Source organism: Aliivibrio sifiae (assembly GCF_002954715.1).
GTDB lineage: Bacteria > Pseudomonadota > Gammaproteobacteria > Enterobacterales > Vibrionaceae > Aliivibrio > Aliivibrio sifiae.
Genome location: NZ_MSCP01000001.1, coordinates 1,083,737 through 1,099,170, shown reverse-complemented (window position 1 = coordinate 1,099,170; position 15,434 = coordinate 1,083,737). Strand labels below are relative to the sequence as shown.

The 15,434-nt window shown below is 37.1% G+C and carries 16 protein-coding genes and 1 pseudogene; 3 read left to right on the top strand and 14 right to left on the bottom strand.

Going from position 1 to position 15,434, the window contains the following annotated elements:
• The first annotated feature begins 61 nt into the window (after positions 1-61).
• The gene (locus BTO23_RS04865; protein WP_105063070.1) at positions 62-2,116 is read left to right on the top strand and encodes a tetratricopeptide repeat-containing diguanylate cyclase; all 2,055 of its coding nucleotides are present in this window, start codon (positions 62-64) and stop codon (positions 2,114-2,116) included.
• Between the two features lie 96 nt (positions 2,117-2,212).
• Here the strand turns inward: BTO23_RS04865 and BTO23_RS04860 are convergent, their stop codons facing one another.
• Positions 2,213-2,566: a YkgJ family cysteine cluster protein gene (locus tag BTO23_RS04860; protein ID WP_105063069.1), complete on the bottom strand. Its 354-nt coding sequence runs from the start codon at positions 2,564-2,566 to the stop codon at positions 2,213-2,215.
• 131 nt (positions 2,567-2,697) lie between these two features.
• Entirely contained in the window at positions 2,698-3,111 is a 414-nt protein-coding gene (locus BTO23_RS04855; protein WP_060991037.1) for a VOC family protein, read from the bottom strand.
• A gap of 193 nt (positions 3,112-3,304) precedes the next feature.
• On the opposite strand from BTO23_RS04855, the gene BTO23_RS04850 reads away from it, so the two are divergent.
• Positions 3,305-3,949: an NAD(P)H-binding protein gene (locus tag BTO23_RS04850; RefSeq protein WP_105063068.1), complete on the top strand. Its 645-nt coding sequence runs from the start codon at positions 3,305-3,307 to the stop codon at positions 3,947-3,949.
• 56 nt (positions 3,950-4,005) lie between these two features.
• Here the strand turns inward: BTO23_RS04850 and BTO23_RS04845 are convergent, their stop codons facing one another.
• The gene (locus tag BTO23_RS04845; protein ID WP_061002396.1) at positions 4,006-4,692 is read right to left on the bottom strand and encodes an MOSC domain-containing protein; all 687 of its coding nucleotides are present in this window, start codon (positions 4,690-4,692) and stop codon (positions 4,006-4,008) included.
• Positions 4,693-4,925: 233 nt separating this feature from the next.
• On the opposite strand from BTO23_RS04845, the gene BTO23_RS04840 reads away from it, so the two are divergent.
• Entirely contained in the window at positions 4,926-5,636 is a 711-nt protein-coding gene (locus tag BTO23_RS04840) for an SDR family NAD(P)-dependent oxidoreductase (RefSeq protein WP_060991040.1), read from the top strand.
• Between the two features lie 10 nt (positions 5,637-5,646).
• Here BTO23_RS04840 and BTO23_RS04835 read toward each other — a convergent pair whose 3' ends face one another.
• The 11 genes and pseudogenes from BTO23_RS04835 to BTO23_RS04780 all read right to left on the bottom strand — a co-directional run bounded on the left by BTO23_RS04835 (position 5,647) and on the right by BTO23_RS04780 (position 15,428).
• Positions 5,647-5,841, bottom strand: coding sequence for a CPXCG motif-containing cysteine-rich protein (locus BTO23_RS04835; protein ID WP_060991041.1), 195 nt, complete (start codon positions 5,839-5,841; stop codon positions 5,647-5,649).
• A gap of 81 nt (positions 5,842-5,922) precedes the next feature.
• Positions 5,923-6,273 carry a YbbD-related protein gene (locus BTO23_RS04830; protein ID WP_060991042.1) on the bottom strand — a complete coding sequence of 117 codons (351 nt, stop codon included), beginning with the start codon at positions 6,271-6,273 and terminating at the stop codon, positions 5,923-5,925.
• 102 nt (positions 6,274-6,375) lie between these two features.
• Complete coding sequence (locus BTO23_RS04825; RefSeq protein WP_060991043.1) at positions 6,376-6,663, bottom strand: hypothetical protein; 288 nt, start codon at positions 6,661-6,663, stop codon at positions 6,376-6,378.
• 294 nt (positions 6,664-6,957) lie between these two features.
• Complete coding sequence (locus BTO23_RS04820) at positions 6,958-7,308, bottom strand: hypothetical protein (RefSeq protein WP_060991044.1); 351 nt, start codon at positions 7,306-7,308, stop codon at positions 6,958-6,960.
• A gap of 492 nt (positions 7,309-7,800) precedes the next feature.
• On the bottom strand, positions 7,801-8,334 hold the full coding sequence (locus BTO23_RS04815; protein WP_245922078.1) for an outer membrane beta-barrel protein: 534 nt from the start codon (positions 8,332-8,334) through the stop codon (positions 7,801-7,803).
• A 645-nt stretch (positions 8,335-8,979) separates the two neighbouring features.
• Positions 8,980-9,561: a hypothetical protein gene (locus tag BTO23_RS04805; protein ID WP_061002401.1), complete on the bottom strand. Its 582-nt coding sequence runs from the start codon at positions 9,559-9,561 to the stop codon at positions 8,980-8,982.
• A gap of 142 nt (positions 9,562-9,703) precedes the next feature.
• Positions 9,704-10,058, bottom strand: a pseudogene (locus BTO23_RS04800) (hypothetical protein); the annotation flags it as partial.
• A gap of 95 nt (positions 10,059-10,153) precedes the next feature.
• Positions 10,154-10,681, bottom strand: coding sequence for a GNAT family N-acetyltransferase (locus BTO23_RS04795; RefSeq protein ID WP_105063067.1), 528 nt, complete (start codon positions 10,679-10,681; stop codon positions 10,154-10,156).
• 236 nt (positions 10,682-10,917) lie between these two features.
• Positions 10,918-11,934, bottom strand: coding sequence for a formate dehydrogenase subunit gamma (locus BTO23_RS04790; protein WP_061002404.1), 1,017 nt, complete (start codon positions 11,932-11,934; stop codon positions 10,918-10,920).
• A 16-nt stretch (positions 11,935-11,950) separates the two neighbouring features.
• Complete coding sequence (gene fdh3B, locus BTO23_RS04785; RefSeq protein WP_061002406.1) at positions 11,951-12,559, bottom strand: formate dehydrogenase FDH3 subunit beta; 609 nt, start codon at positions 12,557-12,559, stop codon at positions 11,951-11,953.
• A 13-nt stretch (positions 12,560-12,572) separates the two neighbouring features.
• Positions 12,573-15,428: a formate dehydrogenase subunit alpha gene (locus BTO23_RS04780; RefSeq protein WP_061028673.1), complete on the bottom strand. Its 2,856-nt coding sequence runs from the start codon at positions 15,426-15,428 to the stop codon at positions 12,573-12,575.
• Between the last annotated feature and the right edge of the window lie 6 nt (positions 15,429-15,434).

Below are 15,434 nucleotides of genomic sequence, written 5' to 3'. Positions count from 1 at the left end.
TATTTACCTCTTTGTCATTGATATAATAGATGGTAATTAGTGTTTTATCACAATGACTTATATGAAATTAAAATATTTAGCTGCTTTCGTTTTCTTAGCTAGTTTTATCACTTTTTGGTTTATTGAAAGTAACTTCGATAAGCCAGTTACCTGTCTATCAAGTCACTCCCCTCATATTCAAGAAGCAATTACGATCATACTTAAAAATCAATCTTCTCGAAGAGGTGAAAAACTTGATATTCTCTCTCAGGCCGTCTCTTCAAAAAATAGAAATATTGACACTAAAAATCAAAATTGTTCTTTTTATACTCACTTTATTCAAGGCTATATTGCTTCTGCTAATAACAATTTTGATCTCGCAGAAAATCATTTTAATGACTCACAGCAACACCTTTCACCCTTAATTCCTACTCACATACAATCTCGTTTTTATTATGAGTTAAGTTACGTTCAGTTAAAACAAGGAGATGCTCAAATTTCTGAACGTAATTACGGTAAGGCTGAAGCCCTATTTAACAAAAAAGAGCAGCATCATAATACGTTCATTACCATTTCCTTAGGTCGCACCTATGATCTTGCATATGTCGATGAAGGCAGCGAACTGAGTATTAAGCAAGCACAAAAAACATTAGAATTTGCTGAAAGCATTCGTTATTCAAAAATGGAAGATGTCTATTTTATTCTAGGATTATCCTATTGGAATAATAATCAAACTATTATGGGGATCAATTTCAAATTAAAAGCATTAAACAGCTACATTCAAAAACAACAGCATGGTGACATTACTTACACCCTCACCGATATTGGTATTGATTATCTTTTTCTTAGAAATTATGACGAGGCAATCAGACAACTGACGCATGCATTACAATATCAAGCTGAGAATTATAAAATTCCACCAAAAGAAGCATATTACATTACCTATAAGCTCCATACTGCTTATCTACAATTAAATGACTTAGGTAATGCTAAATACTATTTAGACAAAGCACAGTTCTTTTTAGACACGTTAGCGGACTCAATAGACAAAGAAAACTTTAAAAGTAACCAGTTACTGTTAGAAGCCGATTATCTTACCACCATAGATAAGGCTGATGAAGCACTCTTATTTATTCATCGAGCAAGCGAACGTCATCAACAAGGTTTAGCGAATAGCTTCTATCATTTTGATATTAGTCTTCATGAAACCTATGGGAAAATCTACAATCGCTTAGGTCTATATGAACAATCAGTCCAACAGCATAAACTTGCCGAAGGTTTGATCAATAAACGAAAATTATTCTACCTACAAAATAGAAATTACATCTATTTATATGAAACTTATATGAAGCAGATGAGTTATGAAAAAGCGATTTCTTATTTAGAGAAAAGTCATTTCTTACATGAAGATCAACTGAATAGTAATAATCAGGCTCAAACTCAATTTCTTGTATATTCTTTTGATAACACAAAAAAAGAAAGCCGTATTTTAGAGTTAGAAAAGAACACAAACTACATTATTATTTTTACAGGCTTACTTATATGCATACTCATTGCTTTTGCTACTTTTATGCGTATTCTGATGGGAAAAAATAAAGAAATCAGTACTCTTAATATCCAATTACATCAATTAAGTATTACAGATGGGTTAACCGCAATACCAAACCGTAGAGCATTAGAAGATCACCTTTCTAAACCTTATGATCAATTAAATACGCGATCCATTATGATGATAGATATCGATTATTTTAAACAATACAATGATACCTATGGGCACAAACACGGTGATGATGTATTAATCGCCATCGCAAAAGCATTAAAAAGCTGTTGTAGGAATAATGATTTTCTGGCTCGTTTTGGGGGGGAGGAGTTTATTTTAGTCATGGATCATGCAGATAAAGCTAAGTCGATTTCAACTGCAGAACACATAAAAAAGAGTATTGAGTATCTCGAGATCCCCCACCAAAAATCGGCGGTATCTCCTTTTGTCACATTAAGCATTGGTATCACAACATTCGACGTAAATACTCCCTATAAAGATAATGAAACCGCAATCATCGAAGCTGATAATGCACTCTACTATTCTAAAAGTAATGGACGAAATCAATACAATCATTTGTGTGACATTGTTTTTTAATCATTTTCTTTAAAGAATATTTCGTATCCAGATAAATAAAAACCGAGCAGACTCCTGCTCGGTTTAAACTTTAATGAGATAAAAAGCTCGTTATTTTTACACTAGTACTTGTCGTGTATTCGCAATGTAGTGATGGATCTGACGCTCTGTTTTTGAATCAATCATCTCTTTAGGTCGACAACTATTTGGACACGGCATATTCGGTGTCGTACCAAAAAGACGACATATTAACGGTCTTTCTTCATAAACGGTGCAACCTTTCGGGCCTAAATGAACGCAGTCAAATTCATTTAATGCTGCTTCATGCTCTGCATCGCTTTTCACTGGTAAACGAGACATTTCTTCGGAAGACGTCGTAACAGGACCACAACAATCATGACACCCTGGTGTACATTCAAAGGTTGGAATACGTTCACGCAGACTATCTACGATCTCTCGATTATTGTTCATACCTATCTAACCTTTAGTTAATTCAAAAACTAGTATAACTTATCGCGGCTTCACTTACAGTCAAGACAACATAATGTATCTTGATATATGAACGTCTCCCGCTATTTGTATCCTTGCGCGTTTATGTGTATTTATTTACTCGTTTGATTTAATTGTAATAAATCCCATTTTGTACCGTATAAATCCTTAAAAACGACAACAGTTCCATACACTTCCACACGTGGCTCTTCCATAAACTCAACACCTTGAGCTTTCATAAATTCATAATCACGCCAAAAGTCATTCGTTTGGAGAAATAAGAAAACACGCCCTCCAGCTTGATTACCCACTGATTTTAATTGTTCGTCATTACTTGCTTGAGCTAAAAGTAAATTCGTACCCGTTGAATTTGGCGGCGAAATTTGAACCCATCGTTTACCATCACCTAAATCGGTATCCTCGATGAGCTCGAACTGAAGCTTCTTAGTATAAAATTCAATCGCATCATCATAGTTTTCAACAACTAAGGCAATATTACCAATTCTTTGTTCTATCGCTTTGCTCATATCAATCTCGCTAAAGTTTAAAGTAAGAATTCGACCCTATTTCATCAATAAACTCTTCAACCTGCAATGTCGTTTGTTCCTTTGTTCTAATCCCTCTTTATTCTTTTATTATGAAATTTATTCATGAAAAACCTAGTAAAACCAAAATCTTTAATGCAAACTATTATCATTATCACTAATAAAGAGAAACAATATGAAGAAGGTTGCTATTTTTGGTGCTGCTGGTGCGTTAGGCGCTGCATTAGTCGAATTTTTTTACGAGAAAGGCTTTATTGTTATCGGCATAGCCAGAGATCCAAGCAAAAACTCACGTTTATCAGAACTAAAAATACAAACATTAACTTGCGATGCTACCATTCAAGCAGAAGTTCAAACAGCAATAAGCCAGTTATCAACCGATACGTGGATAATATCAGCAATGGGAAGCTTCAATGCTGATGTTCCTGTTGATTATATTGGCCATAGGCACTTAATTAATGCGCTTGAAAAAACAAATATTAACCGCTTCCTGATGATTACTTCTTTAGGCTGTGGTGATTCTTGGGAATATTTATCTGATCGTTCGAAGAGCGCTTTTGGATCTGTCGTTAGAGAGAAGTCACTGGCTGAATCTTGGTTACAAAGCAGTCATTTAGATTTCACCATATTGCGCCCTGGTGGTTTAATGAGTGGAGACACAACAGGAAATGCCGAACTATCACAAGGCGTGGAAGTTCATGGATTAATTAATCGAAGCGATGTGGCAAAACTAGCTCATCAACTCTTAGAAAATAAAGATAGCATTGGGAAGATTTATGAATGTATCGACCCGACAGTAACTTACCCAGTTAGCAATTAGCAATTAGCAATTAAGAGAATAGAAGTACCAATAAGGTAGGTACTTCTATTCTGTATTTAAAGACCTGCGTGTCCGAGTAATCTAAAATTCCAATTCTCTATGCGGTTAGTCTCAAGACGCTCTATTACTTTTGTCATCCAACTAGCTGATAATTTAGTTTGTTGCTGTAACTTTAACAGACCATCATTATTCAGCGGATCACCAAAAAACACATCACATACTTCACGTATTGTCATTGCGTTAGATTCTCGTTCAATCAATTCGAGAGGTTCATCAGCACTAACCATTCCCGGTTGAATGATACGATATAGCCAGCCACAGCGACTAATATCTTGCATATCAACCGAGAAATTCTCTACCTGCCAACGTTTGCTCAATTTAAAGCATGGCGAACGAGGTTGACTCACTTCGATAATAGCCTCTCCCCATTGATAACGATCACCCAAACAAACCGTATCTTCTGTCATTCCTCTTGAGCTAAGGTTTTCTCCCATACCAGGAGCCTCCCACTGAACATCACCGCCGTATTTTTCTTTCCAGTAAGCATAGTGTTCTAAAGGATATTGATGCAACGCACGCTCTACCCCACCATGATGTCGTAAATCAGCGCATTGATCACCTTCCAGCCCTTCCAGAGAAAGGGATAAGTGGGTTTCAATAGGTGATTTATTTATCGCGGTATCAAAACCATAACGATGCTCTACTTTTCCACGGTAAATTCTATCAAGATAGTTCTTTTTCATGTCCTAACCTCGTTTGCTTACTGGGTACTTTGAGACGTAATCGTATAATACGTCCATCATCAAAACCAATGATCTTAACACTCTAAGGACTAAATATATGCCATCGCTTTAATCGCTTTGTTATCTTCTTGCTAAAAATAAATAAAAACGATAAATACCGACATAAGATTGTCACTTTTAGAAAGTATTGGAAGGTGTTAAGGTGCAGAAAACTAATAAACAAGGAGTCTGTTATGTCTAAGTTTGCACTCATTACAGGTGCGAGTCGAGGTATAGGAAAAGCGATTTCTCATTACTTTGCTCAACAAGGTTATTCACTTATTTTAGTATCACTAAATAAGGACAATCTCAATACTACAAAGAGAGAATTAGAAGCCCTATACCCATCAAACAGTATCGAAGCCATTAGTGTCGATTTTAATAACCCTACAGATGTTGAATCCAGCATTTCATCAATTATTTCTAACCACAACTCTATCGACGTGATGGTAAATAGCGCAGGAGTTCTCATGGCGGGACATACTAATTTAACGCTAAATCAACTCTCAGAATTAATAAACGTTAACCTACTTTCTACGATTACTGCGTGTAATTTGGTTGTCGAAAAAATGAAAGAACAAGGTCATGGTGAGATTTATAATATCGGCTCAACCGCAGGCCTAGAGCCGGTTCCCAAAATTGCCGCTTATTCCGCAACAAAAGCCGCTATTGTGAGTTATAGCCAATCACTCTATCAGGAGTTACTTCCTTTTGGAGTTAAGGTCTGCTGTTTATGTCCAAGTGTTGTTGATACAGATATGACTAATGACGGTCGTATTCTTAATGCCCTTAAAATAGAAACTCAAGACTTAACCAAAGCTATCGATTTTATTCGTAGCTTATCGCCAAGTGCAAGTATGTCTACACTTTCAATTCGTTGTAAAACCATTGATTTAGAAAAATAATCATTTACGGTTAAACTTCATTTTCATCATTTACAATCACTACTAACTCATCTGTGTCATTAGTAGTGACTTGTATTTGAATGGGACGACAACACACGCTGCAATCATCAATATATTCTTGGTTACGATCTTCTTGATCAATTAGAATAACAATTGATTCATTACAATAAGGACAACGTATTGTTTCTTCATGTAAAAGTTCCATTGTGCCTCTTTAAATTGTCATCATATCTTCTACTAAGCTTAGAGGAAGATTTAAAATAATCGTATTATTAACTGAAATATATTAATTCGTTGATAGGATGTAACTCACCAAGCCATTTTCTTCAATCTCAAAAGTCCAACGGCTTCTACCAAGAGAGTATTCAAAAAAACGACGCCTATTATTTATTGGGGTAAGTTGCGATACAAAAGTAGTCAAATCGTGTTTAGCTATAACAAAACTCCCCGTAGAAACATCGAGATCAAGATCATTATTAACATTAATCTCTGTTGTTGATTCAGGCAAAATATTTGGTAACCAACCGCGAACAAAAAGTTGATGTTCCGAAGCATCTTGATATGTTGGATAGTAATGACTTATGTTCTCACTGCATCCTGAAATTAAAAAAGTGATAATTAATATAAATTTTTTCAAGGTTATCCTCTAACATATATCACAATGTAACAGTAATATCCCCTAGCCTATTAATATGATAAAGATTCATATACATACCAACTCTAGGGGATAAATTTTATATTAGAACTCTGTCTTTGAGCGTGCTATTTCATTCTCAAATTGTCCTATATTCCCTGCTTTTATCAATTGAACCATTGACTGAAATAGTTCTCGAATTCTATCAATATTACCAGCATTAGCACGAGTGCATAGATTACCAAGTACTGAGTTTGCTAATCTCATTAATCTCGCTCTATTTGGTCCTGATACATACCTTTTAATCGTATTTTTTATTACGAATAATTCACCAGTTGCCACCGCATCAGGTGATTGATTCGCCACAAAAGCTTCAGCTTGTTCTTGATACATTATAAACCTCCAAAAAAAATAACGTGTATTCGAGAATAACTGTACCAAAATAACAAATAAAAATTTACTGAAACGCTAGGTATAATAACTATTTTAAATATTACATATAACCTATTCTGTAGAATATATTAATATTCATCAATGAATAACGCTACCTGGAATGTATTATTAATTATAAAGCAAGGACAATATATTATAACTTGTACCAACCCCGCAAATATCGTGTAACCATTGTAATGATAAATATATTAGCTCTGTGGGTTAGTTTTTAGATATAAAAATAATTCAATATTTTCAAAACATGTATTTATTAATGCTAGCATCAATCCAATCATTTAAATCATTAGGTTCAGTAGAATAATTTAATTTATTTGGTTTAGTTTCACTGTCTCTCTGGATGAACTTTGTAATCGACTTTAAGATATCTATTTCAAATTCACAGCCATCCTCTAAAAGTAAACGGTAACCTGTAAATATAGATTGGAACATTCCATTAGCTTCAAAATCTTGATTAAGCCGTTTAACTTCTGTTATTTGACGATTTTTTATTCCGTCATTAAAAAAGATTTCGTTTTGAAGAGTTATGTTTTCGGATTCAAAAATTTGTGAGATGTAACAAGCAGACTTAGCGTTAAAAACAATCATGTATAGCATTTACCTTATTGGTTATAGTTATGTTTAAAGTGTTACTTATATCACATAAATTATAACCAGAGGTCCAATCTCAAACTCGAGATTTCATTTCCTTTCATACATTGTAACTTTCACTCTTATTTCGCACCTTACAAAAACCATAAAATACAAAAACTTAAATTAAATTGTATGTTTTAACCTCAAAATATAATAAAAAATACTAACAGGACTTATATTTAGTTACACAAACTTGTAAATGATTATCATTTATTTAGAAGAGTTCCATTATAAAAGGACCTACCTTTCTAAGCTCTTAAGTTAAAAAATATTCAACGACTTTGATTTTCACCCTCTTTCACTTTTGCACTCTTCCACAACACATTGGAACAAGAACCATAAGTTCCACATCATGAAACCTTCTAATCTGAATGAAAAAAGCTCGATAAACAAATAACGAGCCTCTTGATGGCACAGCTACATTTTCAACACAACTTAACCGTTGCCTTAATTAAATAATGAGTTTAATTTATAACCAACAAGCACTGAAATATCTTTCTGTCCTAAATCAGAATGCAAGTCAACCTCCGTATATCGAATACCAATAAACCAATCTGTCATATTAAGATCTGCCCCTACTCCGTATTTAAAACCATATGATGTATCGTCCATTGATGGATCTGTTTTAAGCATTGAGTACCCAATAAGGCCATAAGCATCAAGAGCAACAGAATCCGATAGTTCAAATCTTCTTCCTAGTGGTATATTTGCTGATAATGCGTATTTCTCTTTAAGGCCAATTGAGTCTTTAAGAGATGAGTTTTGAATTATCTTACCTTCTAATTCTCCACCAACAAAAAATGAATTTTCATAGATGTTTCTAGCTCCAAAGTATCCTTCAAATGCATCACCCGTTTTATCTGATATCTCATGAGAGGAATAACCAGCAGCAATATAGACATCTTGGTATTTGTCATTAGTTTCTTGTGCAAATGTTGAAAATGAACACACGGTTACAAGTAAAGGAAGTATTTTATACACTGTTTTATTCCATAAAAAGATTTTATTTCGAAGTTTACTTATAAGTAAAAAATTAAGACATAGCATATTCTCATTAAGTCTTTTCTGGATATGCTAAATTAAACATTTGAACTCGCCTTCATCTAATCACTTATACCACAGAAAGATTCCTGTTTATCCCAAATTACCTATGAACGGTTTTATGCGCTCACAAGGTAATTTTATCTGTAAGAAAGTACTGCCGTGTATAAACTTTCTCGTATGTAACAGTTTGAGATCTCCCCTGCTGAAGCCTATTTTCTGCTTCTTTATCTTTCTCAAATTTCACCCTAAATACGTTCACCGAATTAGACAATTTCGGAAAAATGGAAAAACAACCAAATTATCTTTACTTATTCTAGACCCCTAAAAAAACAGGATAAAGAAAAAGTATAATAAATATAATTAACATAAAACTAAATGATAATTCATCATTCGATTTTTTAAGATAGAAATCAAACAAAAAAATGATTGGAGCACTTAACATATATACCCATAAAGTAAGTTCCACATTCTTATTTATCCAAAAACTAAAACAACATAAAAAAAATAACGAAATACGATGTGGCCATGTATTTGTAGTTAATAATATTAAGATAACAAATTCAGCAATAACAAAAAGAAAAGCTAATTGTGGCATGATGAACAACCACCTGAAGCAGATACTCCTAACCCACCAGCGGCAACAGTACCAAAAACTCCAGCTCCCATAATAGGAGTTAATCCTCCACCAACTGCGCCAGAAAAAGCGCCAATCGCTACTTCTCTAAAACCAGCATCAGGGTTACTTCCTACTACAGCCATTGCCCCTACAACAGCTCCGCCTCCAGCATAGATCACAGCAGGTGCGATCTTTAAAGTGATCTTCTTTTTATCTAAGTCTCGAGCAACAATAAGCCCTTTTCCTTCCAAGCCAATAACGACACCTTTTGCATTATTAAGTGCAAACTTACCCGTAGTCGTTAAATATTCTTTTGGATATACAATGTATGACGATTGCTTTAAATCTATACTTTCAATTTTAGCTGACGATAAATTAATAAATACCGCCTTATCAACTTTTGTCTGCAAGCAGTACCCATTATTGGTGTCTAACCTATAGTACTTCCCTAATTTTAATATATTACAATCATTAATATTGTATGCATCAGCATATGATTGTGGAGCCATTGTTGCCAAACAAAACACTGCGATCATTCTAATTTTCATCCTAGCCATCCTTCTTATTATAAAATTAACAGAACAATAACATTGAATGATAACCATTATCAATAGTTAGTATATTCTTAATGCCCACTGTAATTCGTTACACACAAAAAAGCCGAGCAAAGTTACCCTGCTCGGCTTTAAATGTAAGTTTGCGCTTTCGCATAACGTCGAAATAAAAGTTTTTTTCCCCAATCATTAATCCAACCTTTGTCGTAAGCGTGAGATATTGCCTCTGCATTTAGCGATTTATCATCGTTTTTTCTAACCCGCTTTATTGCTTGGAAAATGTTATCTTAAGGTAAACCAATGAACCTCTTAACACAGCAGTTTCCAACAGTCGCATAGTTAGGATTTAACTTGTTCTTAAAATTACAAATTTCAATGATAGGGAAATGCCCACACAAACAACGCTCTGGCTCATCAGCTTCGTATATTTCGTACAAAGTCCATTCAGATTTAGTAACATCCGATAGTTGCGATTGAGACAACTTAATTATTTCTTCTGTTAATTAATATTCCGACATACTTACCTCGTATAGCTAACACTCCATGCTATACGACAACGTATCGCTTTATGCAGTTAACTCAAACCCTACTTCGATAAGCCATAAATAGCATGGTTGATAATACTGCCATTCAAGTTTTCTCGATTAGAAATAATGCCTTCTAATGTCATTCCTAAACGCTCACAAACTTTACGGCTTGGTAGGTTATGCTCGCCTGCTGCTATTTGAATTTTCTCAAGTTGTAAATCTGTGAATGCAATCTCGATTAACTTAGACACTGCACGAGTAATAATACCCTTACCTTGATAAGACTCACTAAGCCAATAACCTATCTCTGCCACTTTTAACTGATGGTTAATCGTATTAAAACTAACATTACCAACCAACTCACCTTGGTAGATCATGGCGCAAACCATTCCTTTGCCTTCGGCATAATCCAATAATGATTTACGAACAAAGCGTAAAAAGAAATCCTCAGATTTTGCATGTGGTGGCCAAGCTAGCCATTGAGACAAATAAGCATCTTCCTTCGATACGATTTCAAAATACTTTTTCGCAAAAGATGGCTCAATAAGTGCCAATTTTAATTCACTGTCAACCTCTACTGTAAACATAAGTCATCCTTTGAAGTGGTTATTTATCTTGCGTACATCATATCCTTTCTTAAGTAGATTTCATGTGCTTTCTTTTTGTTTTGCCTTTAAGTTCTAGTTTTTATTAAAACCCAAGCTATTGATAATATTAACCATAAGCAGTGCATTTTCTCTTTCCTCAATCCTTAGGTACAAAAAAGCCGAGCAAGTTACCCTGCTCGGCTTTTAAATTTTTACAGATAAATTCTAAGGACTAACTACTTTTTATCTTGTGGTTGATTCTCTGGTAAGTCTTTAACTTCATTATACCATAAATCATGGTGCTCTTTTGCCCATGTTTCATCAACATCACCGGTAACCATGCCATCTAAACCCGCTTCCATACCGAACAAACCGATATAGATGTGGAAGATGAAACCACAGATTAAGACCAATGCTGATAACATATGAACAAGGTTAGATAACTCCATATCACGGCGTAATTGACCGAAGATTGGGAAATCTAATACGAAACCACTGAACGCGACAACAACACCAAAAACAATCAATAACCAGTAAATCGCTTTTTCACCACCATTAGAGAAACCTGCTGATGGGTGCGATCCTTTGTGTTTACCAACCATGCCGCCCATTTTCATGAACCACTGCATGTCTGTTTTGTTGAAGATTGATTTTCTCCACCATTTCAGAAGTACACACATTAATAGAATAAAGAAGATTGGTCCCATGTAGTTATGGTACTGCTTCGCAGCATAAATAATCATGCCCCAAAGATCAGTTGGTAAGATTGGCTTTAAAAAGTGCTTACCATAAACCAAGCATAACCCACTGAACGCTAAAGTTAAAAAGCTAAATGCCATACTCCAGTGTAAGGCACGGTCCATACGAGACCAGCGTTTAATCTTACGACCTGTTTTTGGTTTACTTAGTTTTAATGGGCCCACGACAAAATACGCCAGAGTTACCATTACTAAACTACCAAAAATAGCAAGCGCACCTAAAGGCGACATCCATTTTTCTTTCAATACAAACCATGTACCACCAGCTGTACTAATAAGTACTCCGTGCTCTGGTGACTTTGAGGTTGTGTAACCTTCTTGACCAGATCTTACTTCACGCCAAAAATCAGCGCCCGCAAGCTGGGTCATTTCTTTCTCTGCACTCTTATTCGCTGTGCCTTCGTTTGCCATGCTAGGCATTGCAAACGAAAGCGTTAATGCTGCCAATAATGGCAGCAATAACGAAAGAGAAAGACGTTTTAATTGTGTAAACATCACTCTCTCCACTGGATTAGCTCTTAGTCGCATCAAACGATAAGTCTTCACCATCTGTCCAACCTGCGTCTTTTGCACCACGTTCTACAACACGTTGACGGAAGATGTCAGATACTTTCTCTGCATCACCAGCAAGCAGTGCTTTTGTTGAACATAATGAAGCACACATTGGTAACTTACCTTCTGCGATACGGTTTGCACCGTACTTATCACGCTCTTCTTGTGAACCTGGTTCTACACCCGGACCACCTGCACAGAATGTACATTTGTCCATTTTGCCACGCTCAGCAAATGCACCCTGTTTAGGGAACTGCGGCGCACCAAATGGGCAAGCAAATAGACAGTAACCACAACCGATACAAAGATCTTTGTTATGACGTACGATGCCATCTTCTGTGTGTTCAAAACAATCCGCAGGACAAACGGCCATACAAGGCGCATCTGTACAGTGCATACATGCAACAGAGATTGACGTTTCACCCGGCTCACCGTCGTTTAGTGTTACTACGCGACGACGTTGGATGCCCCACTCTAGTGCATCATCATTTTCGTTTTTACATGCTGTGACACAGCCGTTACATTCAATACAACGCTTGGTGTCACATAAGAATTTCATTCTAGCCATTTTATATCACCCCTTACGCTTTCGTGATTTTACATAGTGTCACTTTGGTTTCCTGCATTTGTGTTACAGGATCATAACCATAAGTGGTTGCTGTGTTTGCTGCTTCGCCAATAACGTATGGAACCGTACCTTCTGGGTACTTAGTCGTTAAGTCTTCACCTTGGAATTTACCGCCAAAGTGGAATGGTACGAACGCTAAGCCCGGTTTAACACGACGTGTCACCATTGCTTTAACGTGAATTCGCCCTTTCTCTGCGCCTTCAACCCAAACCATATCACCGTCTTTAAAGCCGATGTCGTTTGCGTCTTTCGGGTTAACTTCGACAAACATTTCTTGTTGAAGCTCTGCAAGCCATGGATTTGAACGCGTTTCTTCACCACCACCTTCATACTCAACCAGACGACCAGAAGTCAGAATAATTGGGTATTCTTTTGACTTGTCTTGGTCTTGAATTGTTTTGTACAACGTTGGAATACGGAAGTTAGCCGCGCGGTCATCCCATGTTGGATAATCAGCAACTAAATCACGACGTGGTGTGTATAACGGCTCACGGTGTTGTGGAACACGGTCAGGGAACGTCCATACAATCGCACGTGCTTTTGCATTACCAAATGGCATACAACCGTGTTTAATTGCAACACGTTGAATACCGCCAGATAAGTCAGTTTTCCAGTTTTTACCTTCTGCTGCTACTTTTTCAGCCGCAGTCAGGTCGTCCCACCAGCCAAGTTGCTTAAGCAGTTTGTCTGTAAATTCTGGATGACCGTCTTCAATTTCACAGCCTACTGGATAGCTGTCTTCTGCAAGTAAGCTTTCGCCTTCAAATTCCACACCAAAACGAGTACGGAAGTTACCGCCACCTTCCGCTACAGGTTTAGACGTATCATAAAGAATGTGCGTACCTGGGTGCTTCATTTCTGGCGTGCCCCAACAAGGCCAAGGAAGACCATAGGTTTCGCCATTAACTGGGCCGCCTTCTGCTTCTAGCGTTGTTTTGTGGAACGTGTGCCAGTTTTGTGTATGCGCTTTAATACGCTCTGGGCTTTGACCTGTGTAACCAATTGTCCACATACCTTTGTTGAATTCACGAGTAATGTCTTCAATGACAGGTTGGTTGTTCTCATCAATTTTGATGTTTTTGAACAATTGATCTGAGTAACCCAGCTTTTTAGTCAATAGGTACATGATCTCGTGATCTGGTTTTGATTCAAACAATGGTTGAATTACTTGCTCACGCCATTGGAATGAACGGTTTGATGCCGTTACAGAGCCGTGCGTTTCAAACTGCGTTGTCGCAGGAAGAAGGTATACGCCATCGGTACGATCGTTCATTACTGCTGCAACGGTTGGGTATGGGTCGACGATTACCATCATATCCAACTTGCTCATTGCTTTTCTGATCTCAGTACCACGTGTTTGTGAGTTTACTGCATGACCCCAGTAAAACATTGCACGGATATTATCGTTTTGCTCGATGTTTGCTTTGTCTTCTAAAACACCATCAACCCAACGAGATACTGGAATACCAAAGTTATTCATTGGCGTTTTGCCATTGTATTTACCTTGGTCGAATCGGTTTTGAACCCATCCGTAATCAAGATCCCACACTTTTGACCAGTGTTTCCATGCGCCTTCACCAACACCGTAGTAACCAGGAAGCGTATCTGAAAGAACACCTAAATCCGTTGCGCCTTGTACATTATCGTGACCACGGAAGATGTTTGCGCCACCACCAGATTTACCCATGTTGCCAAGAGCAAGTTCTAATACACAGTATGCACGTGTGTTGTTGTTACCTGTTGTATGTTGAGTACCCCCCATACACCAAACAACACAACCTGGACGATTTTCTGAAAGCAGTTTTGCAGTTTCATATACTTCAGCTTCTGTAACGCCTGTTACGCGTTCAACTTCTGCTGGGTTCCATTTTGCAACTTCTGTGCGGATCTCATCCATACCAAACACACGTTGGTTAATGAATTCTTGATCTTCCCATTTGTTAGCAAAAACGTGGAACAATACGCCCCAAATGAAGGCAACGTCTGAACCCGGACGCAATGAAACATAGTGATCTGCTTTTGCTGCTGTACGCGTACGACGTGGGTCGGCAACAACGATCTTACAACCATTCTTCTCTTTTGCGATCAGAATATGTTGCATTGCTACTGGGTGAGCTTCTGCTGGATTTGAACCAATGAATAGCATAGATTTACAGTTATGCATATCATTGAACGAGTTGGTCATCGCACCGTAACCCCATGTGTTTGCAACACCGGCTACTGTAGTTGAGTGACAAATACGTGCTTGGTGATCGACGTTATTTGTGCCCCATAATGAGGCCATTTTACGGTACAAATACGCTTGTTCGTTATTGTGCTTAGCAGAACCTAGCCAGTACACTGAATCAGGTCCAGACTCTTTACGGATCTCAAGTGTTTTGTTACCAATCTCTTCGATCGCTTGATCCCAAGACAGTTTTTTCCACTTACCGTTTTCAAGCTTCATTGGGTATTTTAGACGACGTTCGCCATGGCCGTGCTCACGCAGTGCTGCGCCTTTTGCACAGTGACCACCTGCGTTAAATGGGTGATCAAATGCAGGTTCTTGACCTGTCCACACACCATTTTGAACTTCAGCGTAAATACCACAACCTACAGAACAGTGTGAACAAATAGTACGTTTCACTTCTGTTGGCGCATCGACTGGCACTTCCTGTGCTTGTGCTTTTCTCATCATGCTTGGAACAAACATGCTTGCGCTTGCTACTGCACCAGCGGCAATAGTTGAGGTACGCATGAACATACGACGAGTAATGCCCAGTTGGTTTTCTTGTTTTTGTACCGAATCGGAACGTTTAGTCAGTTTCATTATTAT

Coding starts and splice junctions, on each gene's coding strand:
- BTO23_RS04865 (WP_105063070.1), top strand. CDS start 62: ATGAAATTAAAATATTTAGCTGCTTTCGTTTTCTTAGCTAGTTTTATC.
- BTO23_RS04860 (WP_105063069.1), bottom strand. CDS start 2,566: ATGAACAATAATCGAGAGATCGTAGATAGTCTGCGTGAACGTATTCCA.
- BTO23_RS04855 (WP_060991037.1), bottom strand. CDS start 3,111: ATGAGCAAAGCGATAGAACAAAGAATTGGTAATATTGCCTTAGTTGTT.
- BTO23_RS04850 (WP_105063068.1), top strand. CDS start 3,305: ATGAAGAAGGTTGCTATTTTTGGTGCTGCTGGTGCGTTAGGCGCTGCA.
- BTO23_RS04845 (WP_061002396.1), bottom strand. CDS start 4,692: ATGAAAAAGAACTATCTTGATAGAATTTACCGTGGAAAAGTAGAGCAT.
- BTO23_RS04840 (WP_060991040.1), top strand. CDS start 4,926: ATGTCTAAGTTTGCACTCATTACAGGTGCGAGTCGAGGTATAGGAAAA.
- BTO23_RS04835 (WP_060991041.1), bottom strand. CDS start 5,841: ATGGAACTTTTACATGAAGAAACAATACGTTGTCCTTATTGTAATGAA.
- BTO23_RS04825 (WP_060991043.1), bottom strand. CDS start 6,663: ATGTATCAAGAACAAGCTGAAGCTTTTGTGGCGAATCAATCACCTGAT.
- BTO23_RS04820 (WP_060991044.1), bottom strand. CDS start 7,308: ATGATTGTTTTTAACGCTAAGTCTGCTTGTTACATCTCACAAATTTTT.
- BTO23_RS04805 (WP_061002401.1), bottom strand. CDS start 9,561: ATGAAAATTAGAATGATCGCAGTGTTTTGTTTGGCAACAATGGCTCCA.
- BTO23_RS04795 (WP_105063067.1), bottom strand. CDS start 10,681: ATGTTTACAGTAGAGGTTGACAGTGAATTAAAATTGGCACTTATTGAG.
- BTO23_RS04790 (WP_061002404.1), bottom strand. CDS start 11,934: ATGTTTACACAATTAAAACGTCTTTCTCTTTCGTTATTGCTGCCATTA.
- fdh3B (WP_061002406.1), bottom strand. CDS start 12,559: ATGGCTAGAATGAAATTCTTATGTGACACCAAGCGTTGTATTGAATGT.
- BTO23_RS04780 (WP_061028673.1), bottom strand. CDS start 15,428: ATGAAACTGACTAAACGTTCCGATTCGGTACAAAAACAAGAAAACCAA.